This window comes from Pseudomonas sp. WS 5051 (genome assembly GCF_012985715.1).
Taxonomy (GTDB): Bacteria; Pseudomonadota; Gammaproteobacteria; order Pseudomonadales; family Pseudomonadaceae; genus Aquipseudomonas; species Aquipseudomonas bubulae.
This window is the reverse complement of record NZ_JAAQWV010000009.1, coordinates 47,649-73,221: the sequence shown is the minus strand read 5'-3', so window position 1 is coordinate 73,221 and position 25,573 is coordinate 47,649. Positions and strand designations below refer to the sequence as shown.

At 58.6% G+C, this 25,573-nt stretch carries 21 protein-coding genes; 7 read left to right on the top strand and 14 right to left on the bottom strand.

Annotated features, from left to right (window positions below):
• Positions 1-2: 2 nt before the first annotated feature.
• Positions 3-323 (bottom strand): phage holin family protein, encoded by a 321-nt coding sequence (locus HBN79_RS15795; RefSeq protein ID WP_169916873.1) that lies wholly within the window; start codon positions 321-323, stop codon positions 3-5.
• Between the two features lie 280 nt (positions 324-603).
• Positions 604-1,329: an XRE family transcriptional regulator gene (locus HBN79_RS15790; protein ID WP_095019810.1), complete on the bottom strand. Its 726-nt coding sequence runs from the start codon at positions 1,327-1,329 to the stop codon at positions 604-606.
• 188 nt (positions 1,330-1,517) lie between these two features.
• Here HBN79_RS15790 and mutS point away from each other — a divergent pair, with 188 nt between their 5' ends.
• Positions 1,518-4,097 carry a DNA mismatch repair protein MutS gene (gene mutS / locus HBN79_RS15785; protein ID WP_095003014.1) on the top strand — a complete coding sequence of 860 codons (2,580 nt, stop codon included), beginning with the start codon at positions 1,518-1,520 and terminating at the stop codon, positions 4,095-4,097.
• 129 nt (positions 4,098-4,226) lie between these two features.
• On the top strand, positions 4,227-4,550 hold the full coding sequence (fdxA, locus tag HBN79_RS15780; RefSeq protein ID WP_016779762.1) for a ferredoxin FdxA: 324 nt from the start codon (positions 4,227-4,229) through the stop codon (positions 4,548-4,550).
• Positions 4,551-4,685: 135 nt separating this feature from the next.
• Here the strand turns inward: fdxA and HBN79_RS15775 are convergent, their stop codons facing one another.
• From HBN79_RS15775 to HBN79_RS15765, 3 genes are all read right to left on the bottom strand, one after another.
• Complete coding sequence (locus HBN79_RS15775) at positions 4,686-5,315, bottom strand: CoA transferase subunit B (RefSeq protein WP_095019809.1); 630 nt, start codon at positions 5,313-5,315, stop codon at positions 4,686-4,688.
• Between the two features lie 2 nt (positions 5,316-5,317).
• Positions 5,318-6,016: a CoA transferase subunit A gene (locus HBN79_RS15770; protein WP_095020417.1), complete on the bottom strand. Its 699-nt coding sequence runs from the start codon at positions 6,014-6,016 to the stop codon at positions 5,318-5,320.
• A gap of 393 nt (positions 6,017-6,409) precedes the next feature.
• Positions 6,410-7,066, bottom strand: a complete 657-nt coding sequence (locus HBN79_RS15765) for a TetR family transcriptional regulator (protein WP_095003031.1) — start codon at positions 7,064-7,066, stop codon at positions 6,410-6,412.
• 265 nt (positions 7,067-7,331) lie between these two features.
• On the opposite strand from HBN79_RS15765, the gene HBN79_RS15760 reads away from it, so the two are divergent.
• Genes HBN79_RS15760 through HBN79_RS15750 form a run of 3 tightly spaced genes read left to right on the top strand, consistent with a single transcriptional unit; the run spans position 7,332 to position 13,096 of the window.
• Complete coding sequence (locus tag HBN79_RS15760) at positions 7,332-8,483, top strand: efflux RND transporter periplasmic adaptor subunit (RefSeq protein ID WP_095003011.1); 1,152 nt, start codon at positions 7,332-7,334, stop codon at positions 8,481-8,483.
• A gap of 3 nt (positions 8,484-8,486) precedes the next feature.
• Positions 8,487-11,648 (top strand): efflux RND transporter permease subunit, encoded by a 3,162-nt coding sequence (locus HBN79_RS15755; protein WP_095003010.1) that lies wholly within the window; start codon positions 8,487-8,489, stop codon positions 11,646-11,648.
• The gene (locus HBN79_RS15750) at positions 11,645-13,096 is read left to right on the top strand and encodes an AdeC/AdeK/OprM family multidrug efflux complex outer membrane factor (RefSeq protein WP_016779756.1); all 1,452 of its coding nucleotides are present in this window, start codon (positions 11,645-11,647) and stop codon (positions 13,094-13,096) included. The genes HBN79_RS15755 and HBN79_RS15750 overlap by 4 nt, the downstream gene beginning before the upstream one ends.
• An 82-nt stretch (positions 13,097-13,178) precedes the next feature.
• On the opposite strand, the gene pcaC is transcribed toward HBN79_RS15750, so the two are convergent.
• The 9 genes from pcaC to pcaR all read right to left on the bottom strand — a co-directional run bounded on the left by pcaC (position 13,179) and on the right by pcaR (position 22,660).
• Positions 13,179-13,571: a 4-carboxymuconolactone decarboxylase gene (gene pcaC / locus HBN79_RS15745; protein ID WP_095025909.1), complete on the bottom strand. Its 393-nt coding sequence runs from the start codon at positions 13,569-13,571 to the stop codon at positions 13,179-13,181.
• A gap of 10 nt (positions 13,572-13,581) precedes the next feature.
• Positions 13,582-14,373, bottom strand: coding sequence for a 3-oxoadipate enol-lactonase (pcaD, locus tag HBN79_RS15740; RefSeq protein ID WP_169916872.1), 792 nt, complete (start codon positions 14,371-14,373; stop codon positions 13,582-13,584).
• An 11-nt stretch (positions 14,374-14,384) separates the two neighbouring features.
• Positions 14,385-15,737, bottom strand: coding sequence for a 3-carboxy-cis,cis-muconate cycloisomerase (locus HBN79_RS15735; RefSeq protein WP_095003007.1), 1,353 nt, complete (start codon positions 15,735-15,737; stop codon positions 14,385-14,387).
• 46 nt (positions 15,738-15,783) lie between these two features.
• Positions 15,784-17,076, bottom strand: a complete 1,293-nt coding sequence (locus HBN79_RS15730; RefSeq protein WP_016779752.1) for an MFS family transporter — start codon at positions 17,074-17,076, stop codon at positions 15,784-15,786.
• Positions 17,077-17,210: 134 nt separating this feature from the next.
• Positions 17,211-18,416 carry a 3-oxoadipyl-CoA thiolase gene (pcaF, locus tag HBN79_RS15725; RefSeq protein ID WP_169916871.1) on the bottom strand — a complete coding sequence of 402 codons (1,206 nt, stop codon included), beginning with the start codon at positions 18,414-18,416 and terminating at the stop codon, positions 17,211-17,213.
• Positions 18,413-19,195: a CoA-transferase subunit beta gene (locus HBN79_RS15720; protein WP_169916892.1), complete on the bottom strand. Its 783-nt coding sequence runs from the start codon at positions 19,193-19,195 to the stop codon at positions 18,413-18,415. The genes pcaF and HBN79_RS15720 overlap by 4 nt, the downstream gene beginning before the upstream one ends.
• Positions 19,192-20,049, bottom strand: a complete 858-nt coding sequence (locus HBN79_RS15715; protein WP_088379144.1) for a CoA transferase subunit A — start codon at positions 20,047-20,049, stop codon at positions 19,192-19,194. The genes HBN79_RS15720 and HBN79_RS15715 overlap by 4 nt, the downstream gene beginning before the upstream one ends.
• A 156-nt stretch (positions 20,050-20,205) precedes the next feature.
• Positions 20,206-21,552, bottom strand: coding sequence for an MFS transporter (locus tag HBN79_RS15710; protein WP_095003004.1), 1,347 nt, complete (start codon positions 21,550-21,552; stop codon positions 20,206-20,208).
• Between the two features lie 265 nt (positions 21,553-21,817).
• Positions 21,818-22,660 carry a pca regulon transcriptional regulator PcaR gene (gene pcaR, locus HBN79_RS15705; RefSeq protein ID WP_095003003.1) on the bottom strand — a complete coding sequence of 281 codons (843 nt, stop codon included), beginning with the start codon at positions 22,658-22,660 and terminating at the stop codon, positions 21,818-21,820.
• Between the two features lie 701 nt (positions 22,661-23,361).
• On the opposite strand from pcaR, the gene HBN79_RS15700 reads away from it, so the two are divergent.
• Positions 23,362-23,562, top strand: a complete 201-nt coding sequence (locus HBN79_RS15700; RefSeq protein ID WP_095003002.1) for a hypothetical protein — start codon at positions 23,362-23,364, stop codon at positions 23,560-23,562.
• Positions 23,563-23,914: 352 nt separating this feature from the next.
• Positions 23,915-25,387: an inorganic phosphate transporter gene (locus HBN79_RS15695; RefSeq protein ID WP_095003001.1), complete on the top strand. Its 1,473-nt coding sequence runs from the start codon at positions 23,915-23,917 to the stop codon at positions 25,385-25,387.
• Positions 25,388-25,573 lie beyond the last annotated feature (186 nt).

Here is a 25,573-nt window from a genome sequence, read left to right as displayed (position 1 = left end):
TGTTACGGCTCGATCCGCGAGTCACCGGGCGCAGCATCTACCCCGAGCCGCTTCGCGGCCCAGCGCTGGTACAGGCTGATTGCCGCATCTGCACCGGCCAGTGCGGCCAGAATCGACATCCCGGCCGAGTACAGCAGCATAAAGGTCGAGACACCGCACACCACGCACGCGCCCGAACGCAACGCCAGGCGCCGCATCAGTGGCCATCCGCTGGTGCCGTCCTTGTCTGCCCGCCACATCTCGCCAAAAACGCCGCCTACCAAGGCAAGGAGGATGACCAGTAAAACCGGCATTTCCAGTAAGACTTGCGGTTCATTCATCATGTGATCACTCCTGTGTCCTTATTGATAAGCGCCAATTTCCGGTCTGGCTGAAACGTCATACCCCTGCCTGAGATCCATCGTTGGCCGCAATGGAATAAAGACTATGCATGTATGGATATACAGTCAATGCACCAGTGCATATATTTATTCGGACAATTTCAACAAGTCGGCCAAGACATGCAAATACGGTGAGAATTGTCTGTTGGTTGGGTGAAAATACTGCTCGCGAAAGCTGATTCGCGAGCAGGCTCGCTCCCACAGGGTGTTCCAAGAGTTATGGTTAGCGGGCGTACATGCCCCACCAGAACACATGACCAAGAATGACCAGTTGTTCATCCTCGAGATCGTTGTAGGCGTAGTCCTCATCCGGGAACTCGTCGCGATTGAAACTGCGCAAACGAATACCGCCCGCCAGGCGATACACCTGTTTCACCCGCAACTGGCCATTGTGATTGACCGCATACAGGTCGCCATCAACCACTTCGTCAAGGGTACGTTTGCCCGCATTGACTCCCACCGTTGCGCCATCGCGCAGGACTGGCAGCATGCTGTCGCCGCGTACGGTCACGCACTTGGCCTGATCGAACTCCACGCCGTTATGGCGCAGGCTGCGCTTGCCGAAACGCAACCTGGCGCGTTCGCTCTCCTCAATGGCAAAGCGCCCTGAGCCGGCGGCCAGTTCAACCTGACGCAAAAATGGAATGGACACTTCATCGTCCGCCACCGGGGTGTCGTCATCCCACAGGCAAATATCACGCAACTCTGGGTGACGTAGCTCGATTTCAGGCACCCGCACATCCTCCCGGCCGCGCAAGCGATCGGTGCTGATGTGGAAATACTCGGCGATTTTGGAGATATGCCTGTCGGAAGGATCGGCAATTTTGCCGCTCAATATTCGCGACAACGTAGGTTGCGGTACTCCCGTACTGCGGTGAAGCGCCATCGCGCTGATACCGTGCCGGGCCAGCAGCTCTTTAAGGACGGTTGAAACAGTTCGTTTTGACATGGCGGCAATAGTGCTGGCCGTGTTTATTGATGGCAAATGCTATTTCTTCTATTTATAGCAGCCAGTCAGCGCGCCCGGTGCGCACCTGTAGATGCAAGGGGCTGACATGTTAACCTTGCGCCCATTGCGAAAACCTCAGGCCACGGCCTGCCTTTCCCCCACTTCTGAACGAATCCGCCTAAGTCCTGATGAGTAAAAATACTTCCGACCTGTCCAGCCATACCCCGATGATGCAGCAGTACTGGCGCCTGAAGAACCAGCACCCTGACCAGCTGATGTTTTATCGCATGGGCGATTTCTACGAAATCTTCTACGAAGACGCGAAGAAAGCCGCCAAACTGCTGGACATCACCCTCACGGCACGTGGCCAGTCTGCCGGGCAGGCGATTCCGATGTGCGGGATCCCTTACCATGCGGCCGAAGGTTACCTGGCCAAGCTGGTCAAGCTGGGGGAGTCGGTAGTGATCTGCGAGCAGGTCGGCGACCCGGCCACCAGCAAAGGCCCGGTTGAGCGTCAGGTCGTACGCATCATCACCCCGGGCACCGTCAGTGACGAGGCGCTGATGGATGAGCGCCGCGACAACCTGATTGCCGCGGTGCTGGGCGATGAGCGTCTGTTTGGCCTCGCCGTGCTGGATATCACCAGTGGCAACTTCTCGGTGCTGGAGATCAAGGGCTGGGAAAACCTGCTGGCAGAGCTTGAGCGCATCAACCCGGTTGAGCTGATGATCCCGGATGACTGGCCACAAGGCCTGCCAGCGGAAAAACGTCGTGGCGTTCGTCGCCGTGCGCCGTGGGACTTTGAGCGTGACTCGGCCCTGAAAAGCCTGTGCCAGCAGTTCTCAACCCAGGATCTAAAAGGCTTTGGCTGCGAAAACCTGACCCTGGCCATCGGCGCTGCAGGCTGCCTGCTCAGCTATGCCAAGGAAACCCAGCGCACGGCCCTGCCCCACTTGCGCAGCCTGCGCCATGAGCGCCTGGACGACACCGTGGTGCTCGACGGCGCCAGCCGCCGCAACCTGGAGCTGGACACCAACCTGGCCGGCGGTCGCGACAATACCCTGCAATCGGTGGTCGACCGTTGCCAGACCTCGATGGGCAGCCGCTTGCTGACCCGCTGGTTGAACCGTCCGTTGCGCGATTTGAGCGTGCTGCTGGCGCGCCAGTCTTCAATTACCTGCCTGCTCGATGGCTATCGCTTTGAAAAGCTGCAGCCACAGCTCAAGGAAATCGGTGACCTGGAGCGGATCCTGGCCCGTATCGGCCTGCGCAACGCGCGCCCCCGCGACCTGGCCCGCCTGCGTGATGCCTTGAACGCGCTGCCGGAACTGCAAGACGCCATGCTCGGCCTCGAAGCGCCGCACTTGCAGCAACTGGCCACGATCACCAGCACCTACCCCGAACTGGGCGCACTGCTGGAAAAAGCCATCAATGATAACCCACCCGCGGTGATCCGCGATGGCGGCGTGCTTAAAACCGGCTATGACGCCGAGCTGGACGAGTTGCAGGCACTGAGCGAAAACGCCGGCCAGTTCCTGATTGACCTGGAAGCCCGAGAAAAAGCCCGCACCGGCCTGTCCAACCTCAAGGTCGGTTACAACCGGGTCCACGGCTACTTTATCGAGCTGCCAAGCAAACAGGCCGAACAGGCTCCGGCCGATTACATCCGCCGCCAGACGCTCAAAGGCGCCGAACGCTTTATCACCCCTGAGCTGAAAGCCTTCGAAGACAAGGCCCTGTCGGCCAAGAGCCGTGCCCTGGCTCGTGAGAAAATGCTCTATGAGGCATTGCTCGAAGAGATGATCGGCCACCTCGCACCGCTGCAGGACACCGCCGCCGCCCTGGCCGAGCTGGATGTGCTGAGCAACCTGGCCGAGCGTGCGCTGAACCTGGACCTGAACTGCCCGCGCTTTGTTGAAGAGCCGTGCATGCGCATCAGCCAGGGTCGCCACCCGGTGGTCGAGCAAGTGCTGACTACGCCGTTTGTGGCCAACGACCTGGGGCTGGATGACAACACCCGCATGCTGGTGATTACCGGTCCTAACATGGGCGGTAAATCGACTTATATGCGCCAGACTGCATTGATCGTATTGCTGGCCCATATCGGCAGTTTTGTGCCAGCAGCCAGTTGCGAGCTGTCGCTGGTTGACCGGATTTTTACCCGGATCGGTTCCAGTGATGACCTGGCAGGTGGCCGTTCGACCTTTATGGTCGAGATGAGCGAAACCGCCAATATTTTGCACAACGCCACCGAACGCAGCCTGGTGCTGATGGACGAAGTGGGTCGTGGCACCAGTACCTTTGACGGCCTGTCCCTGGCCTGGGCTGCAGCAGAACGTCTGGCCCAGTTGCGCGCCTACACCTTGTTTGCCACGCACTACTTCGAACTGACGGTACTGCCCGAAAGTGAACCGCTGGTCGCCAACGTGCATTTGAGCGCAACCGAGCACAATGAACGTATCGTGTTCCTGCACCATGTTCTGCCGGGCCCGGCCAGCCAGAGTTATGGCCTGGCCGTGGCGCAACTGGCGGGGGTACCGAGTGAAGTCATCAGCCGTGCCCGCGAGCATTTGAGCCGCCTGGAGACCACCAGCCTGCCCCATGAAGTGCCACTTGCGAAGCCTGGCAAAAAGCCTGCGCCACAACAAAGCGACCTGTTTGCCAGCCTGCCGCACCCGGTGCTGGATGACCTTTCCAGGGCCGATCTGGACAACATGACGCCACGTAAAGCGCTCGATTTGCTCTACACATTAAAGACACGCCTTTAAAAGCTGCTAGAATCGCGCGCGGTTCGGGATGCTACTGACCTTTTAGCCTGGTCTTTAGATATCACTCCCGAACCCGGCGAACCCGTTCTGGAAGGGCTTCGCTGCCGCCGCCTGAGGAGAGAATTAGAAATGACCTTCGTCGTCACCGACAACTGCATCAAGTGCAAGTACACCGACTGCGTAGAAGTCTGTCCGGTGGACTGCTTTTACGAAGGCCCGAACTTCCTGGTGATTCACCCGGATGAGTGCATTGACTGCGCGCTTTGTGAGCCTGAATGCCCTGCACAGGCGATCTTCTCTGAAGATGAAGTGCCTGCCGGCATGGAGAATTTCATTCAGTTGAACGTCGAGCTGGCTGAAATCTGGCCAAATATCACTGAACGCAAAGACCCTCTGCCGGACGCGGCCGAGTGGGATGGCAAACCAGGCAAGATCGTCGACCTGGAACGCTGATTCACGTTTAAGCAAAAAGCCCCTTTTGGGGCTTTTTGCGTATTTGACCCGGCGAAAACACTTTAAAACTGGAAGGCAGTCGTCTGCGTAGCAGCAGCCTCGTTCCTACGGCAGCCGCTACGAGAGGCTTGGCTCCTAACCGTTGATTGCGCAGCCCGTGGCCTCTTGAAGCTGCTCGCGGGTGACTCCCGGCGCCAGCTCCACCAGCTTGAGTCCTTGCCCGGTCACATCCAGCACGGCCAGATCGGTGATAATCCGGTCGACCACGGCCACGCCCGTCAGCGGCAGATCACACTGCTTGAGCAGTTTATGGGTGCCGCCCTTGGCCGTGTGCTCCATCAGCACGACAACGCGCTTGACCCCGGCCACCAGGTCCATCGCCCCGCCCATGCCCTTGACCATCTTGCCGGGGATCATCCAGTTGGCCAGGTCGCCCTTCTCGGACACCTGCATCGCCCCCAGAATCGACAAGTTGATATGACCGCCACGAATCATCGCGAACGAATCGGCACTGTTGAAGAAGCTGCTCCCCGGCAAAGTCGTGATGGTTTGCTTGCCGGCGTTGATCAGGTCGGCATCGACTTCATCGTCAGTCGGAAACGGACCAATGCCCAGCAGGCCATTTTCGCTTTGCAACCACACATCCATACCTTCAGGAATGTAGTTCGCCACCAGGGTGGGCAAACCGATACCCAGGTTGACGTAGAAACCGTCCTGCAGTTCTTGGGCGGCACGATGCGCCATTTCTTCACGAGTCCAGGCCATGGTCAGGCGCTCCGCACAGTGCGATGTTCAATGCGTTTTTCCGGCGCAGCGTTGAGCACCAGCCGTTGTACGTAAATCCCGGGCAAATGCACCTGATCGGGCTCGATCTCGCCAACCTCGACAATCTCTTCCACTTCCACCACACACACCTTGGCCGCCATGGCCGCCAGAGGGTTGAAGTTGCGTGCGGTTTTGTTGAATAGCAGGTTGCCGGAGGTATCGGCTTTCCAGGCCTTGACCAGGGCTACATCGGCGCGCAGTGAACGCTCCATGACATACCACTCGCCATCGAACTCCCGGGTTTCCTTGCCTTCAGCTACCAGCGTGCCGTAGCCAGTCTTGGTAAAGAACGCCGGGATACCCGCCCCGCCCGCCCGCAGCTTTTCCGCAAGGGTGCCTTGCGGGGTGAACTCAAGCTCCAGCTCGCCCGCCAGGTACTGGCGCTCGAACTCTTTGTTCTCGCCAACATAGGAAGAAATCATTTTGCGAATCTGGCGCGTTTCCAGCAGTTGCCCCAGACCAAATCCGTCAACCCCGGCGTTATTGCTGATCACCGTCAGCTCGCGCTTGCCGGTATCGCGCAAAGCCGCGATCAGCGCTTCGGGGATACCGCACAAGCCAAAACCGCCTACAGCCAGGGTCATGCCGTCTTCGACCAGGCCTTGCAAAGCGGATTCAGCACTCGAGTAAATCTTGTTCACTTGTTATTCCTCGAATTGTCCACGACACACCACACCGTCGCAGTCTGTTTGCTTCAATCGGGAGAGGAAAACAGCCTGGCAGTTGCCCGCTCCCCCGTTGCTGGCAGCTCTGGCCTGAGGCCAAAGCGTTGCTCAAGTGTAGGGGAAGCCAAGGCAGGAAGGGTTGATTGGAAAAAATAACCGAGAACGATGCCGCCGTTCAGTAATCCTTAATCCGCAATCGCTTAGGATTAATTACATCTGGCTGTGGGACGTTTAACTAAACGATAACAATTTAGCTACAAAATACTTAGCTCGCTAACTTTAAACCCGCGGGCCAGACGTATATAAATGCCATCTGCCATCAAATGGCCCAAAGGGCAAAATCTTCACTCGCCTTATTGCTTGAGCCTACTAGACTCCCTCTCGGATATTGCCGGAGTTTCTTAAAGCTGGGCTTGTGCGCAGCATGTCCAGCCCCGTATCGACCCAGGATTGCGCGTGTGTGTACAGGTCAAAGCTGTCGGGAACCAGCAGCCATTGTCCGAGTATTCCGTCGATATAGGCATGCAGGCAGATGGCAGCACGGCGAACATCCAGATTTTCAGGGAGCTGTTGACGATGAATGGCATTGCTCAGGGCCAGCTCGATCCTGCTGTTGCAATCGAGCATCGCCATCTGGCGTTGAGCCCGTAAATCACACATTTCGTCAGTGAATTCGCACTTATGGAACAAAATTTCATTGATACGCCGGGTTTTTGGGTCAATGGCAACCTGGCGAAACAAGTGAATCAGCAATTGGCGCATGCAGCCAAGCGGGTCGACTTCGTTCTCGCTTTCGCTTGCCCTGGCCATTTCATCCAGAGGCTCATTCAAGCTGTCGAGCATGGCTTGAACCAACTCGGCCTTGTTGCTGAAGTGCCAGTAAATGGCACCACGGGTGACACCCGCCAGTGTGGCGATATCAGCCAGCGTCGTGCGGGCAACCCCGCGCTCATAGAAGGCCTGTTCGGCCGCTTCGAGGATTTTGCTCCGGGTCTCAAGAGCTTCTTCTTTGGTACGACGCACCATGGCAATAAAAACCTCAATCAGAAGGATCCGGGCCTCTACGGTCACTTGCCCGGACCAACATCGGGTGGCGCTTGTTATGCCTTATCCCGGTCTACTACACGCATGAAAAATGGCGCTGTAAGGCTTGGCGAGACAGCGTCCCACTATTTACAAACAGACACGAATGTAAGTATATTACTTAGCAAGCTATTTATCCACCCGGAACAGCTTTCTTTACCCTTCCACTATTCTTGTGCGCTTTCGCGTGCCTGACCCGAGGATCTTCATGCAATTCAAGCCAGCTGTTACCGCTCTGGTTGCTGCCATCGCCCTTGCTTCGCTGCTCAGCGGATGCAAAAAGGAAGAGGCAGCACCTGCCCCGCAAATCCCTCAGGTCGGCGTTGTCACGCTGAAAACCCAGCCATTTACCTTGACCACCGATCTGCCTGGCCGCACCGCGTCATATCGTTCGGCAGAAGTACGCCCGCAGGTAAACGGCATCATCCTCAAGCGCTTCTTTAAAGAAGGCAGTGACGTCAAGATCGGCCAGCAGCTCTATCAAATCGATCCGGCGATCTATGAAAGCGCCGTACTCAGCGCCCGCGCCACCCTGCAATCGGCAAAATCACTGGCTCAGCGCTACAAGCAACTGGTCGCCGAGCAAGCCGTAAGCCGTCAGGAATACGACAACGCCGAAGCCGCCCGCCTGGAAGCAGAAGCCGCGCTGAACACCGCCCAGGTTAACCTGCGCTACACCAAGGTGCTGGCGCCGCTGACCGGCCGCATCGGTCGCTCGCTGTACACCGAAGGTGCACTGGTCACCAGTGGCCAGGCCAACGCTTTGGCCGTGATCACCCAACTGGACCCGATCTACGTTGACGTGACCCAGTCCTCGGTAGAAATGCTCGAACTGCGCCGCGACCTGGCCAGTGGCCGTTTGAAGAAGGCCGGTGAAAACGCCGCCAAGGTCAAGCTGACCCTGCCTGACGGCAGCGAGTACGGCCAGGAAGGTCGCCTTGAGTTCGCCGAAGTCTCGGTTGATGAAACCACCGGTTCCGTCACCCTGCGCGCAGTGTTCCCGAACCCTGACGAAACCCTGTTGCCGGGCATGTTTGTCCACGCGCAGCTGGAAGCAGGCATCGACAGCAATGCCATCCTCGCTCCACAGATCGGCGTGACCCACAACCTCAAGGGCCAACCGACTGCAATGATCGTTGGACCGGACAACAAGGTTGAGCTGCGTGTACTGCAAGCTTCGCGCACCGTTGGCAGCAACTGGCTGGTTGAGAAAGGCCTGAACCCTGGCGACCGTCTGATTACTGATGGCCTGCAATTCATCAAGCCTGGCATTGAAGTCAAGATCATGGACAAGCCACAAGGCGAAACCCCGGCATCTGCCCCGGCAACAGAAAAAGCTGCAGGCAGTAAAGGGGAATAAACCATGTCGAAATTTTTTATCGACCGTCCGATTTTCGCCTGGGTTATAGCCCTGGTGATCATGCTGGTCGGGGCTCTATCGATCCTGAAGTTGCCGATCAACCAGTACCCGAGCATTGCACCACCGGCCATTTCGATCTCCGTGACCTACCCGGGCGCTTCGGCGCAAACCGTGCAGGACACCGTGGTTCAGGTGATCGAGCAACAGCTCAACGGTATCGACCACCTGCGCTATGTGTCATCGGAAAGTAACTCCGACGGCAGCATGAGCATTACCGCCACATTCGAGCAAGGCACTGACCCTGACACCGCACAGGTCCAGGTACAGAACAAGCTCAACCTGGCGACCCCCCTGCTACCGCAAGAGGTACAGCAGCAAGGTATCCGTGTAACCAAGGCAGTGAAAAACTTCCTGATGGTTATTGGCGTGGTGTCTGAAAACGGCAGCATGAACAAGGACGACCTGTCCAACTACATCGTTTCCAACATGCAGGACCCGATCTCCCGTACCGAAGGTGTGGGCGACTTCCAGGTGTTCGGCGCCCAGTACGCCATGCGTATCTGGCTCGACCCGGTCAAGCTGAACAAATACAACCTGACTCCGGTGGACGTTAAATCGGCCATCAGCGCACAGAACGTCCAGGTGTCCTCCGGGCAACTGGGCGGCCTGCCTGCCGTCAAGGGTCAGGAGCTGAACGCGACCATCATCGGCAAAACCCGTCTGCAAACGGCTGAAGAGTTCAAAAAGATCCTGCTCAAGGTCAACACCGACGGATCCCAGGTACGCCTGAGCGATGTCGCAGATGTTGCCCTGGGTGGTGAGAACTACAGCGTCAGCGCACAATTCAACGGCAAACCGGCATCGGGTATCGCGATCAAGCTGGCCCCGGGCTCCAACGCTCTGGACACGGCAAAGGCATTGCGTGAAACCATCAACGGCCTGGAACCCTTCTTCCCGGAAGGTATGAAAGTCGTTTACCCGTACGACACCACGCCTGTGGTTTCGGCATCGATCGAAGGTGTGGTGCACACCCTGGTCGAAGCGGTTGTACTGGTGTTCCTGGTGATGTTCCTGTTCCTGCAAAACTTCCGGGCCACCATCATCACCACGATGACAGTACCGGTTGTATTGCTGGGTACCTTCGGGATCCTGGCCGCTGCAGGCTTCAGCATCAACACCCTGACCATGTTCGGTATGGTACTGGCCATCGGCTTGCTGGTGGACGATGCGATCGTGGTGGTTGAAAACGTTGAGCGGGTCATGTCCGAAGAAGGACTGCCGCCCAAGGAAGCCACCAAGAAATCCATGGAGCAGATCCAGGGTGCCCTGGTAGGTATTGCGCTGGTGTTGTCGGCGGTATTGCTGCCGATGGCCTTCTTCAGCGGCTCCACGGGTGTGATCTATCGCCAGTTCTCGATCACTATCGTGTCGGCGATGGGCCTGTCGGTACTGGTTGCCCTGATCTTCACCCCGGCCCTGTGCGCCACCATGCTCAAGCCAATCCAGAAGGGTGATCACGGCGAGAACAAGCGCGGTTTCTTCGGCTGGTTCAACCGGACCTTCGACAATGGCGTGAAACGCTATGAAAAAGGTGTCGGCAGCATTCTGCGGCACAAGGCTCCGTACCTGCTGGCTTATGTGCTGATTGTGGTTGGCATGGTGTTCCTGTTTACCCGTATCCCTACCTCCTTCCTCCCGGAAGAAGACCAGGGCGTACTGTTTGCACAGGTTCAAACACCGGCAGGCACCACTGCAGAGCGCACCCAGCAAGTGATCGACCGGATGCGCGAATACCTGCTGGCCGATGAGTCGGACGCTGTGTCTTCGGTGTTTACCGTAAACGGCTTCAACTTCGCCGGCCGTGGCCAGAGCTCCGGCCTGGCGTTCATCATGCTCAAGCCGTGGGGCGAGCGCGATTCCGACAACAGTGTATTTGCACTGGCTGCACGGGCGCAGAAAGTGTTCTCCAGCTACCGCGATGCAATGGTGTTCGCTTTTGCCCCGCCTGCTGTAATGGAACTGGGTAACGCCACCGGTTTCGACGTGTACCTGCAAGACCGCTCCGGCATTGGCCACGAGAAACTGATGGCTGCACGCAATCAGTTCCTGGGGATGGCGGCTCAAAGCAAGATCCTGGCGGGCGTACGTCCGAACGGTCTGAACGATGAACCGCAATACAAGCTGCTGATCGACGATGAGGCCGCTCGCGCCCTGGGCCTGAGCATTTCGGACATCAACAACACCCTGTCCATTGGTCTGGGTGCCAGTTATGTCAACGACTTCATCGACCACGGTCGAGTCAAAAAGGTATTCCTGCAAGGCGAAGCTGACTCGCGGATGAACCCCGAAGACCTGAAGAAATGGTACGTGCGTAACGATCAGGGAACCATGGTGCCGTTCTCGGCCTTCGCCAAGGGCGAGTGGATCTACGGCCCACCCAAGCTGTCGCGTTACAACGGCGTAGAAGCGATGGAAATTCTCGGCGCTCCGGCTCCGGGCTATACCAGCGGTCAAGCCATGGCTGAGGTCGAAGCCCTGGCCAAGAAGTTGCCAGCGGGTGTAGGTATTTCCTGGACGGGGCTGTCTTACGAGGAACGTCTGTCAGGTTCGCAAGCGCCTGCCCTGTACGCTATTTCCTTGCTGATGGTATTCCTGTGCCTTGCAGCACTGTACGAAAGCTGGTCGATCCCGATTGCGGTGATGCTGGTCGTACCCCTGGGGATCATTGGTGCGCTTATGGCCACCAGCCTGCGCGGGTTGTCCAACGACGTGTACTTCCAGGTGGGCTTGCTTACGACCATCGGTCTGGCCTCGAAAAACGCCATTCTGATCGTCGAGTTTGCCAAGGAACTGCATGAGCAGGGACGAAGCCTGGTGGATGCCGCGATCGAGGCGTGCCGCATGCGTCTGCGTCCGATCATCATGACCTCCCTGGCCTTCGTACTGGGTGTGGTTCCACTGGCCATCTCCACGGGCGCAGGCTCGGGCAGCCAGCACGCTATTGGTACCGGTGTTATCGGTGGCATGATCACCGCCACCGTACTGGCCGTGTTCTGGGTACCGCTGTTCTTTGTGGCCGTATCGTCCATTGGCGGCGGCAAGAATAAAGACACGGAAAAGAAAGTGGATCTGACTAAAACTCCAAACCAAGAGGCTGGCCAATGAGCAAGTCGCTTCTCGCAGTAGCTGTTGCAGCGTTTACGCTCGGCGGCTGCTCGCTGATCCCCGACTACCAGCGCCCTGAAGCGCCGGTAGCGGCGCAATACCCGCAAGGCCCGGCCTACTCGCCAACCGAGGCGGCCAGCAAGGCCGCTGCGGAACAGGGCTGGCGTCAGTTTTTCCATGACCCGGCGCTGCAGCAGCTGATCCAGACGGCTCTGGTCAACAACCGCGACCTGCGGGTCGCGGCGTTGAACATCGACGCCTATGCCGCGCAGTACCGCATCCAGCGCGCCGATCTGTTCCCGGCGGTTTCGGCCTCTGGCAGCGGTAGCCGTCAACGTACTCCGGCCAACATGTCGCAAACCGGCGAGTCGAGCATCACCAGTTCTTATTCGGCGACCCTTGGGGTCAGTGCATACGAGCTGGACCTGTTCGGCCGGGTTCGCAGCCTGAGCGATCAGGCGTTGCAGAACTACTTTGCAACCGAAGAAGCCCGACGCAGCACCCAGATCAGTCTGGTGGCCAGCGTCGCCAATGCCTACCTGACCTGGCAGGCTGACAAAGAGCTGCTCAAGCTCACCGAAGACACCCTCAAGGCGTTCGATGAGAGCTACAAGCTCACTTTGCGCAGCAATGAAGTCGGTGTGGCTTCGGCCCTTGAAGTCAGCCAGTCGCGTACCTCGGTGGAAAACGCCAAGGTGCAGCTGGCCCGCTACACCCGTCAGGTGGCGCAAGACCAGAACAGCCTCGCGCTGTTGCTGGGCAGCACCATCCCGGACAACCTGCCGGCAGCCCAACCGCTGGCAGCCGACCTGTTGAGCGAAGTACCGGCTGGCTTGCCATCGGACTTGCTGCAACGTCGTCCGGACATCCTTGAAGCCGAGCACAAGTTGCTGGCCGCCAACGCCAACATCGGCGCGGCGCGGGCAGCGTTTTTCCCGAGCATCAGCCTCACGGCCAATGCCGGGACCTTGAGCCCTGACCTGTCGGGGCTGTTCAAGGGCGGCTCGGGCACCTGGTTGTTCTCACCGCAAATCAACTTGCCGATCTTTAACGCAGGGGCTTTGCGCGCCAGCCTGGACTACGCAAAAATCCAGAAAGAGATCACCGTTTCCCAGTACGAGAAAACAATCCAGACCGCCTTCCAGGAAGTTTCTGACGGTCTGGCAGCGCGTCAAACCTACAACCAGCAGTTGCAGGCGCAAACCGACTTCGTCAACGCCAACCAGGATTACTACCGTTTGGCCGAGCGTCGTTATCGGATTGGCATCGACAGCAACCTGACCTTCCTCGATGCCCAGCGCTCGTTGTTCAGCGCGCAGCAATCGTTGATCACCGACCGTCTTTCGCAGCTGACCAGTGAAGTCACTCTGTACAAGGCGCTGGGTGGCGGCTGGTACGAACAGACCGGGCAAAACCGCCCTGTTTCGGATCAGCCACCCAAGGCTTGATGCGTATCGGTTAAACAACAAACCCGCCTTATGGCGGGTTTGTTGTTTCAGGCTAGGGATGCAGATTGATCTGTAGCCGCTGTTACTCCCGCGACTCAACCCCCAATTCATCCCACACCGATTCAGCCAGATGAAACGTCGCATTGGCCGCCGGAATCCCGCAATAGATAGCACTCTGCATGATCACTTCCTTGATCTCGGCCCGGGTCACGCCATTGTTGGCCGCAGCGCGCAGATGCAGTTTCAGCTCTTCATTGCGGTTCATGCCGATCAGCATCGCGATGGTAATCAGGCTACGGGTATGGCGCGCCAACCCCGGACGGGTCCAGATATCACCCCAGGCGTGGCGGGTGATCATTTCCTGAAACTCGCTGTTGAACTCGGTCAGGGCATTGAGGCTGCGATCCACATGGGCATCACCCAGCACTGCGCGGCGTACTTGCATGCCCTCGTTGTAACGTTGTTTCTCGTCCACAAAAAGCTCCTTAGCTTGCCTGCAAAAAATGCAGCACGCGCTGGCTGAAAGCATCGCCCGCCTGCACGTTGGACAGGTGCGCGGCGTAAAACTCGGCGTACTGCGCGCCACGCACATGTTCCTGAATGAAGTGGCTGCCCGCAGGCGGCGTGACGGCATCTTCAGTGCCCGCGATCACCAGCATGGGCACTTCGATTGCACCCAACTGATCGCGAAAATCTGCATCACGCACAGCAGCACAATTGGCGGCATAGCCCTGGGGCGAAGTGGCCGCCAGCATATCGGTGATGCGCTTGGCCTGCCCGGGATTGGCCTGGGCGAAGTCCGCGGTAAACCAGCGGGCAATGGAGGCATCACGCAACCCCGCCATCGCCGCAGCACCCTCACGCAAAACCATCTCGATGCGCGGATTCCAGACCGCAGGCTCGCCAATTTTGGCAGCCGTGTTGCACACCACCAGCTTGTGCAGCCGCGAACCGGCATGGATCCCCAGCCACTGGCCAATCAGTCCACCCATCGACAACCCGCAAAAGTGCGCGCGCTCGATATGCAGCGCATCCAGCAGCGCCAAAACATCTCCGCCCAGTTGTTCAATGCTATACGGTCCTTCGGTCACCAACGACTGGCCATGACCCCGGGTGTCGTAGCGCAATACCTGGAAGTGCTCGGCGAACGCCGCAATCTGCGTGTCCCACATCCCCAGATCAGTGCCCAGGGAATTGGACAGCACCAGCACCGGTGCACCTTGCGGGCCGTCCAGGCGGTAGTTGAGTTCACCTTCAGCGAGTTGTACACGTCCCACGAGTTTCTCCTTTAGAGGACCAACGCAAAATGTTCAGCCCGCGCACGTTCGACCCACGTCGTCGCCTGACCAAGGTAATGGGCAGGATCGAGCAGGCGATCCAGTTCCTGCGCGCTAAGGTGCGCGGTGATTTGCGGCTCTTCGCCCAGCACCCCACGTAAATGGCGCTTTTCGGCCACCGCCCGCTTGCAACACTGCTCCAGCAGATGATGCGCGGTTTCGCGCCCTACCCGCTGCGCCAGCACAATGCTTACCGCTTCAGCCAGCACCAGCCCGTGGGTCAGATCGAGGTTGCGCGCCATGCGCTCACTGTCCACTTCCAGCCCACGGGCAATATTCAACGCCTGTACCAGCGCGCCGGACACCACGCAACAAATCTCGGGGAGGGTTTCCCATTCGGCATGCCATAAGCCCAGGCTGCGCTCGTGCTCCTGAGGCATGGCGCTGAACAAAATGCTCAGCAGGCCCGGCACCCGCGTTGCGGCACCGATCAATACCGCAGACCCAACCGGGTTGCGCTTGTGCGGCATGGTCGACGAGCCGCCCTTGCCCGGTGCCGACGGCTCGAACACTTCCGCCGCCTCGGTCTGCATCAGCAGGCTGATATCCCGACCGATTTTGCCCAGGCCACCGGCGATCAGGCCCAGAACTGCGGCAAATTCCACCAGACGATCACGCTGGGTATGCCAGGGTTGCTCAGGCAGACTCAGGCCCAGTTCATCAGCCAACGCCTGTGCCACCGGCATGGCCTGATCGCCAAGGGCTGCCAGGGTGCCGGAAGCACCGCCAAACTGCAGGCACAGTAAACGCGGTTTGAGCTCGTGCAGGCGCTGGCGGCTACGGGTCACGGCCCCCAGCCAGCTGGCGATTTTCATGCCCAAGGTCACCGGAGTAGCCTGCTGCAGCCAGGTGCGTCCGGCCAAAGGCGTTGTGGCATAGCGCTGAGCCTGCGCGGCGAGCACATCCGCCAGCTGCGTCATGTCACGCTCGATCAAATCCAGAGCGGCGCGCAATTGCAGGACCAGACCGCTGTCCATCACGTCCTGGCTGGTGGCACCCAAATGCACATAACGTTCCGCTTCGGGCGCGCTGCTGGCAATCTGTTTGCCCAGGGCCTTGACCAGCGGGATCGCCGAATTGCCGGCACTGGCGATCGCCAGGCCCAGCGCTTCAAAATCGTAGAGTTGTGCGCGACAGGCCGCGGTAATCGGTGCAAGCGCAGAGTGAGGAATCACCCCGACCCGGGCTTGTGCCCGGGCCAGCGCCGCTTCGACGTCGAGCATGGCCTGTACCCGGCCATGATCGCAAAACACTTGCTTCATGGCCTCGGCGGTAAAGTACGCATCGAACAGCTGATCACTCATAAACCTTCCTTAGAAAGCGCGCGCCACAGCCGGGCGCGCGGGCACATCACAAATCGTGGTGCAGGTACTTGGGCTGCTTGGGCAAACGGAAGCTGAACAGGAACGCGATGGCCATCATCACCGTCACATACCAGTAGAAGCTGTTTTCCATGCCCATGGACTTGAGGCCCAGTGCCACGTATTCCGCAGAACCACCAAAGATGGCGTTAGCCACGGCATAGGCCAGGCCAACACCCAGCGCCCGTACCTGCGGCGGGAACATCTCGGCTTTGACCAGGCCGCTGATCGAGGTGTAGAAGCTGACAATCGCCAGCGCCAGGGTAATCAGGACAAAGGCCAGGAAGGGACTGCTGATGGTTTTCAGGGTCAACAGGATCGGCACCGTACACAGCGTACCCAGCGCACCAAACCAGAGCATGTTGTTACGCCGGCCGATCTTGTCCGCCAGCATGCCGAACAGCGGCTGCATGCACATATAAAGGAACAGCGCCCCGGTCATGATGTAACTGGCGGTCTTGGCGTGCATACCGGCGGTGTTGACCAGGTATTTCTGCATGTAGGTGGTAAAGGTGTAGAAAATCAGCGAGCCGCCTGCGGTGTAACCCAGCACGGTAATAAACGCCGCTTTATGGTCACGGAACAACGCCCTAACACTACCGGCGTCCTTGTCCTGGCGGGTTTCGGCGCTGGTGGTTTCTTTCAGGGTGCGACGCAGCAACAACGAAATCAGCGCCGCAATGGCACCGATCACAAAGGGGATGCGCCAGCCCCAGGCCCGCAGTTCGTCTTCTGACAGAAACTGCTGAAGAATCACCACCACCAGCACCGCCAGCAGTTGCCCGCCGATCAGCGTTACATACTGGAAGGAAGCAAAGAAGCCGCGCTGGCCCTTGAGTGCCACTTCACTCATATAGGTCGCAGTGGTGCCGTATTCACCCCCTACCGACAGGCCCTGGAACAGCCGTGCCATCAGCAACAAGGCCGGGGCCCAGGCGCCGATCGAGGCATAGGTCGGCAAGAAGGCAATAACCAGTGAGCCGGCGCACATCATCAGCACCGAGATCATCATGGAATTCTTTCGCCCGTGCTTGTCAGCCACCCGGCCAAACAGCCAGCCACCTATGGGGCGCATCAAAAAACCCGCCGCAAACACACCGGCCGTGTTCAGCAACTGCACCGTAGGGTCATCGGAGGGGAAGAAAGCGGGAGCGAAGTAGATCGCACAGAAGGCGTAAACGTAAAAGTCGAACCATTCGACCAGGTTGCCGGAGGATGCACCGACAATCGCAAAAATCCTTTTTTTGCGCTCCTCTCCTGTGTAGTGAGTTGCTGTTGTCATCTTTATTTACTCATCAGGTTTTAGTTGCAATCAGACACACATTGCAACATCTCGCGCCATCACCGCAATAAGCCGAACGACTGAGGCCGTGGGAGCGAGCGGGCTCGCTCCCACAGAGGCAGTATTGAGCGCTATCAGACCCGTTCAATAGCCAATGCCAGACCCTGCCCAACGCCCACGCACATGGTCGCCAGGCCTTTCTTGCCACCGGTTTTTTCCAGCTGATGCAAGGCGGTCATGACGATGCGAGCACCGCTCATGCCCAGGGGGTGACCCAGGGCAATTGCCCCGCCATTGGGGTTTACCTGCGGCGCATCGTCAGCCAGGCCCAGCTCGCGTAAAACGGCCAGGCCCTGGCTGGCGAAGGCTTCGTTGAGTTCGATCACGTCAAAATCACTCACCGCCAACCCCAGGCGCTCCACCAGCTTACGCACCGCCGGTACCGGGCCAATGCCCATTACACGGGGCGCAACACCGGCGCTGGCCATGCCCAGAACCCGACCGCGAGCGGTCAGGCCATGGCGTTTGACCGCCTCGGCCGATGCCAGGATCATCGCCGCGGCGCCATCGTTGACCCCCGAGGCATTGCCCGCAGTGACGGTCTTGTCCGGGCCGTTGACCGGCTTGAGTTTGCCCAGGGTTTCCAGGCTGGTATCGGCACGCGGATGCTCGTCGTGCTCAACCACCGTCTCACCTTTTTTATGGGCAATACGCACCGGCACGATTTCTTCGGCAAAGTAGCCTGCGGCCTGGGCAGCAGCAGTCCGTTGCTGGCTGCGCAGGGCGAAAGCGTCCTGATCGGCACGGGAAATCTTGTACTCGTCGGCCACGTTGTCCGCCGTCTGTGGCATCGGGTCGACACCGTATTGGGCTTTCATCAGCGGGTTGATAAAGCGCCAGCCAATGGTGGTGTCCTCCAGTTTCATGTTGCGCGAGAACGCGGCATCGGCCTTGCCCATCACAAACGGCGCCCGCGACATGGACTCGACGCCCCCGGCAATCGCCAGCTCCATCTCGCCGCTGGCAATGGCGCGGAACGCCGTGCCGATGGCATCCATACCCGAGGCACACAGGCGGTTGAGGGTCACGCCTGGAATGCTGTCCGACAGCCCGGCCAGCAACGCGGCCATGCGCGCCACGTTGCGGTTGTCTTCACCGGCCTGGTTGGCGCAGCCGAAAAATACTTCGTCGACTTCGTTCCAGTTCACATTCGGGTTGCGTTCGATCAGCGCCTTGATCGGCGCTGCCGCCAGATCATCGGCGCGCATGCCTGCCAGGCCACCGCCAAAACGGCCGATAGGGGTACGAATCGCGTCACAGATAAAGACTTCGCGCATCATGCTTCTCCCGGAGCCTGACCGTGGGCCAGTGCGGTGCGCGCTTCCAGGTCACGCAAGGCGCTGAGTTCGACGTCGGTCGGGGCCGCTGTTTGCGCCACATTATCGGCAAAGCGAATGGCCCAGCCGGTGGCAGCAATGACTTGCTCGCGGGTCACGCCCGGATGCAGGGCAGTGACTACAAATTCGTTGGTCTGTTCTTCAGGTTCCATGGTGCACAGATCGGTAATGATGCCCACCGGCCCGGCACCCGGAAGGCCCAGACGCTTGCGCGAGTCGCCGCCTTCACCGTGGCCCACCGAGGTGATGAAGTCCAGTTTGTCGACAAAAGAGCGGGCCGACTGCTTGAGGATGATCAGCACGCTTTTCGCCGAACCGGCGATTTCCGGCGCGCCACCGGCACCTGGCAGGCGCACTTTTGGCTGGTGGTAGTCACCGACCACTGTGGTGTTGATATTGCCGAAACGGTCGACCTGGGCTGCGCCCAAAAAGCCGACATCGACCCGACCGCCCTGCAGCCAGTAACGGAAGATTTCACTGGTGGAGACTACGGTGTCAGCCGTTTCGGCCAGTTCACCGTCACCAATCGACAGCGGCAACACATCAGGCTTGGCCCCAATCGGGCCGGACTCGTAGATCAGCACCACATCCGGAGACGAGGTCAGACGCGCCAGGTTAGCCGCCTTGGAAGGCAAGCCAATGCCGACAAAACACACCGAACCGTTTTTCAAACGGCGGGCCGCCGCAACGGTCATCATTTCATTGGTGGTGTAGGTCATTATTTAGCCTCCGAAGCGCGGGCCAGCTTGGCCTGGAACTCACTGAAATTCGCAGTGCCGTGGATGTATTCATTGATCCAGGCAGTAAAGGTCTCACGGTCGCGGGCAATCGGGTCCCACGCCTGATAGAAACGGTTATCGCGCTCGGTATAACCATGAGCGTAGGAAGGGTGCGCCCCACCCGGCACATGACACACTGCGCTCAAGGCCCAGGTTGGCAGGACGCAGGCATTCATTGGCGCTTGCAGGTCGTCGACGATTTCTTCAACGGTGACGATGCAGCGCTTGGCCGCCAGGGCCGCTTCTTTCTGCACCCCCAGGATGCCCCACAGCAGCACGTTGCCCTTGCGGTCGGCCTTTTGCGCGTGAATCACCGTGACATCCGGGCGCACCGCCGGTACTGCGGCCAGTACTTCGCCAGTAAACGGGCAAGTGACGGTCTTGATCAGCGGGTTGACCTTGGGTAAATCAGACCCTGCGTATGCACGCAGCACCGCAAATGGCAGGCCCGAGGCACCCGCAACGTAGGCATTGGCCAGGTCGGCGTGGCTGTGCTCTTCGATTTCCAGCGGCTGTGGCCACTGTTTCTCGACGGCATCGCGCAAACGGTGCAGGGAACCAACGCCAGGGTTGCCACCCCAGGAAAAGATCAACTTTCGTGCACAACCGGCACCGATCAACTGGTCGTACACCAGATCAGGCGTCATCCGCACCAGAGTCAGGTCTTTCTTGCCCTGACGGATGATTTCATGACCCGCTGCAGTCGGGATCAGGTGGGTGAAACCTTCAAGGGCAACGGTGTCACCATCGCTCACAAATTGTTTCACCGCGTCGTGTAACGAAATGATGTCTGCCATCTGGGGTAGCTCCCGTTTTTTGTAGGCCACTGCGGTTGAAGAAGGTGCGCCAGGGCGACACCGGATGCTCAGCAGATTAAGCCGCGGCTTTGGCCCAAACAATCCGATAATCGACTATGTGTTCGCTAATCGAACACATAGTTAGCAGGCTGCCTATCAGGTTGCATCAGCGTGGCTGACCATGCCTTTGATAAGCACTGCCGTGGTTGCCAGGGCAGCCGGAATCACCAGCGCGGTCAGCACCTGCTCGAAGTTCCAGCCCAGACCCAGCAGGGTCGCGCCCATCCACGCCCCCAGAATGGCGCCGAAGCGGCCGATGCCGAGCATCCATGACACACCGGTGGCCCGCCCCTGGGTCGGATAAAAACGTGCGGCCAGCGACGGCATCGCCGATTGCGCACCGTTGACGCACATACCGGCCACCAGCACCAGAGTTGCCAGCACGGTGATATTGCCCAGGCTCTGACCAACCGCGTAGGCAAACACCCCGGCCAGCAGGTAGAAAATGCCGATCACTTTGTGCGGGTTGAACCGGTCCATCGCCCAACCCACCCCCACTGCACTCAACACTCCGCCGAACTGGAACAGAGCGCCAATAAATGCCGCCTGTTCCATGCTTGCGCCGCTGTCACGCATCAGCGTCGGCAGCCAACTGGTCAACAGATAAACGATCACCAGCCCCATAAAGTAGGTGAGCCACAGCAACAGGGTGCCGGTGCTGTAAGTACCGGAAAAGATCACTGCAAAGACGTTGCGCGCCTTGACGGTATTCTGCTCCGGCACGCTGAAGCTTGACGCCTGGGCCACCTGGGCAGGGTCGATCGGGGCAAGGGTCTTGCGAATACGCTCAACACTGCGGTTGCGCACCACCAGGTAGCGCGCCGACTCCGGTAACCAGAACAGCAATACCACGGCAAGAATCAGCGGCAGCACGCCGCCAATCAACAACAGGCTGTGCCAGCCATACATCGGGATCAACTTGGCAGAGACAAACCCGCCGCCCGCCATGCCAAGGTTAAAGCCGCAAAACATGCTGGTTACCAGCAAAGACTTGTGGCGTTCGGGGGTGTATTCCGAAAGCAAGGTGGTGGCATTAGGCATGCCGGCCCCCAGGCCAAGCCCGGTTAAAAAGCGCAGTACCAGCAGTTGGTCAACGTTGCTGGCGTAGGCCGAGGCCAGACTGAAGCCACCAAACACCAGCACCGCCGACACCAGCACCACCTTGCGGCCAAAGCGGTCCGCCAAGGGTCCAGAGCCCAGGGCACCAAACACCATACCGATCAGCGCGGCGCTCATCACGGGACCAAGGCTGGCGCGGTCAATCCCCCAGTCCTGGGACAGGGCAGGCGCAATAAAGCCCATGGCCGCTGTGTCCAGGCCATCCAGGAAGACAATCAGAAAACACAGGATCACCACGCGCCACTGGTAGCGCGACAGGGGTTGGGCGTTGATAAAGGACTGCACATCGAGGCAGTTGCCGACAGAAGACTGGGGTGAATTCATTATTTTTATACCGGTCAAAAACCAGGGCGAACGAAAACCGGCCAGGGGCCAGCGGCTCACATTAATAGTTATCGGGGGATCAGAAGGGCAGCGGGCGACTGCGCAGTGGCAGCGTAAGGGGGAGTGTCATGGCGTTTGGCCTCTTCTCATTATTATTTAGCCTGCCCGGCAAGGCAGTGCTGAGCCGACATTAATCAGCCCACTGCCGCCATGCAATTCGATAAACGCTTAACTGTGCGTTTATCGAACGCTTAGTTTTCACCCATCAACTAAACAACTGGGTGCTCAGCTCGCGGCTGGCGTTGAGCATGATCGGCAAAAAGCGCTGCTCCAGCTCCGTGCGTGTGACCCTTCCTGCGTGGGTGCTGACATTCAGGGCGGCAAGCACTTGCCCGGAAGCGTCGTAGACCGGCACGGCAATCGAACGCAGGCCTTGCTCCAGTTCCTGATCGACCACACACCAGCCCTGCTCACGCACCAGTTGCAAACACTCCAGCAGTGCTTCGCGGGTGTGCAGGGTACGGCTGGTCTTGGCCTGGAACTCACCGTGGGCCAGGTATTCGTGCAGGGTCACGTCGTCCAGCGCCGCCAACAGAATGCGCCCCATCGAAGTGCAGTAGGCGGGCAGGCGGCCGCCAACCGACAGATCAACCGAAATCAGCCGCTGCGTAGTAGCCGAACGGGCGATGTAGAGGATGTCATCGCCTTCGAGCGTCGCCATGTTGCACGCCTCGTGCAATTGCTCGCTCATGCGGTCCAGATAAGGCTGAGCCGACACGGCCAGCGGCGTGGACGACAGATAGGCATGGCCCAGCGTCAACACTTTGGGCAACAGGGAGTAGGTACGCCCGTCAGTGGTCGCATAGCCCAGCTTGATCAGGGTGTACAAACAACGGCGCACCGCCGCCCGGGGAATTTCCGTGCGGTGGCTGATCTGCGCGATGGTCAGATGCCGCTTGCGTTCCTGAAACGCCTGCACCACCGCCAGGCCACGGGCCAACGACGACATGAAGTCAGGATCACCGGTAAACGCCTGAATACGCTTGGCCGGCGACGCCACAATCGGTGGCGCGATACTGGCAACGGCATTGTGCAGTCGATCATTCATTCCCAACCCCCAGCTTCAGCTATTTATAGTTATGACATGCCGGGCGATTATCGAACCGCTAGTCGATAATCGCAATCAGTGCTGCAGCGAGGTAATGTTCACATGATTTTGTACGATCTTGAATCATTTTAGTTGGATGACATTTTTTTAACCTGGGCTTTATTACAATCAGGCGCATCCGCTCAATGATAGAAAACGTCTGATTAATATGTATTCAGGTCAAGTTCAGCTCTGGCCTTAAACAACTTGATGGCCAACTACCCGGCAGCGAATCAAATAGAGTCACGCGTGCAAAGCGCAGGCTAATTCACAAATATTCATAACACATGTCACGACAGGAAGTTGACGCGCAGGAAGTTATTCAGCGATAGTAGAGGCACTTCTCAGCTATTGAGAACGCGCAAGTTATTGAGAGTACAAGGTCAAGCCCGTACAGCCGATTGGATCCAACCAGAGCGTTGCGTTCGATTGCTACGCGCAGCTTGCCGGCAATTGCATCGTGTGTAGTTTCACCCGGGGGTGAACACTTGAGACGGCGACGCTCATGTTTCTGTAAATGACGTGGCCGAGTGCATAGCGTGGTGTATGTAAGCATGACGTTATTTATAGGCCTTTGTCTTATTGCCTGTCATTCGTCATATGAATCAACCTCCCTGCACGGTGATTCACCAGGTTCAAACTCAACTCAATTAGGTAAGACAGTGACAAAAGACGAACTGCGCGCAGAACTTGAGCGACAGGAACAACGATTCAAGGATCTTTACGGTGGTGAAGTGACCACCTACGCGGCCAAACCCGAGCCCGGACGCAAACCCTGGCGCAAACGGGCCAGCCTGCTCGACCAGGCGTTCACTCAAGAAATCCAGAAGATCGAAAAAGAGCTCAAGGCCGAAGAGCCCTGACCCGCACCTGAAAACGTACCAGAACAGCCCCTGCTGCCTCTTGCGTGCTCGCCATTTGCATGAGCGGGTATGGCTGTTTGCTATATCAGAACCTGAACCAGCAGCGTCGGCCCCTCTGATTTAAGAAATTTCATCTATCCAAATCAGACCTGCGCCACAGCGTGCGTATGCCCCTGGAAAAGCCCTATAGCCTTTGGTATCAGTGGCTTGAAGGGAATTGCCTACGCCAGCTCGCGATGGATTCTTACAGGTTTTTTCATTTATAGATGTTACCAACGGGCAGCTAGTGCATTGATTAGCGGGGTTTTCTGGCATAATCCGCCCCCCTTTATGACCGTGTCAGAAAACCTTCATGATCGATCTATTAAGCGGATTGGACGCCTGGGTTCTTATCAGCCTCTTCTTCGCCCTAGCCTTTGTTCTCGCGTTTGAGTTCATCAACGGCTTTCATGACACCGCAAACGCGGTAGCGACTGTCATCTACACCAAAGCCATGCCGCCTCACCTGGCGGTGTTCTTTTCCGGTGTGTTCAATTTCCTCGGCGTGTTGCTGGGCGGGGTTGGCGTGGCCTATGCCATCGTCCACCTGCTGCCGGTTGAGCTGCTGGTCAACGTAAACACCGGACATGGCCTGGCCATGGTGTTCTCGTTGCTCGCTGCGGCCATCACCTGGAACCTTGGCACCTGGTATTTCGGCATTCCTGCCTCAAGCTCACACACCCTGATCGGTTCGATCCTCGGTGTCGGCCTGGCCAACGCCCTGATCAGCGGCATCCCGGTGAGTGACGGGGTTAACTGGCAGAAGGCTATCGATATTGGTGCCTCGCTGGTGTTCTCGCCAATCGCCGGTTTCGTGGTAGCGGGCCTGGTACTGGTCGGCCTGAAGTGGTGGCGTCCGGGGTCCAAGATGCACAAGACCCCTGAGCAGCGCCGCAAGCTGGATGACAAGAAGCACCCGCCGTTCTGGAACCGACTGGTGCTGGTGATTTCGGCCATGGCAGTCAGTTTCGTGCACGGCTCCAACGATGGCCAGAAAGGCATCGGCCTGATCATGCTGGTATTGATCGGCATCGTGCCAAGCGCTTTCGTTCTGGATCTGAACAGCACCACCTATCAGATCGAACGCACCCGCGACGCCACCTTGCACCTGAGCCAGTTCTACGAGCGCAACAACGCTTCGCTGACCGAATTCCTGGCCCTGGGCAAAAGCGTCAAGGGCGACCTGCCGGATCAGTTCAGCTGCAATCCGCAGCAGACCGAACCGACCATCGCAGCCCTGTTGAGCTCGCTCAAAGGTGTAGCGGACTACCACTCGATCCCGGCTGAAAAGCGTATCGAGATCCGCCGCTACCTGCTTTGCCTGGATGACACCGCGAAGAAAGTCAGCAAATTGCCAGTGCTTGATTCCCGCGAAAAAGCGGACCTCGAGAAACTGCGCAAAGACCTGACCGCCACCACCGAATACGCACCGTTCTGGGTGATCCTGGCTGTAGCCCTGGCCCTGGGCCTGGGCACCATGGTTGGCTGGAAGCGTGTGGTTAAAACCATCGGCGAGAAGATCGGCAAGCAGGGCATGACCTATGCTCAGGGCATGGCCGCTCAAATCACCACGGCTTTCGCCATCGGCATGGCCAATATCTTCTCCCTCCCGGTATCGACGACGCACATTCTGTCGTCGGGCGTGGCAGGTACCATGGTCGCCAACAAAAGCGGCCTGCAGGGCGGTACGATCAAAACCATCCTGATGGCCTGGGTGCTGACCTTGCCGGCTACCATTGCACTGTCTGCAACGCTGTTCTGGCTGGCTTCCAAAGTCCTCGCCTGATAGCGCGCCGCACAAAAAAGGTACGACCCGCACGGGTCGTACCTTTTTTTATGCCCGGTCATTATGCAGACCCTGTGGGAGCGGGCTTGCCCGCGATGGCATCGACTCAGTTTGCCTGACAGACCGCGTTGCCTGCATCGCGAGCAAGCCCGCTCCCACCGCATTCGGGCAAGTCCCATTTATTAC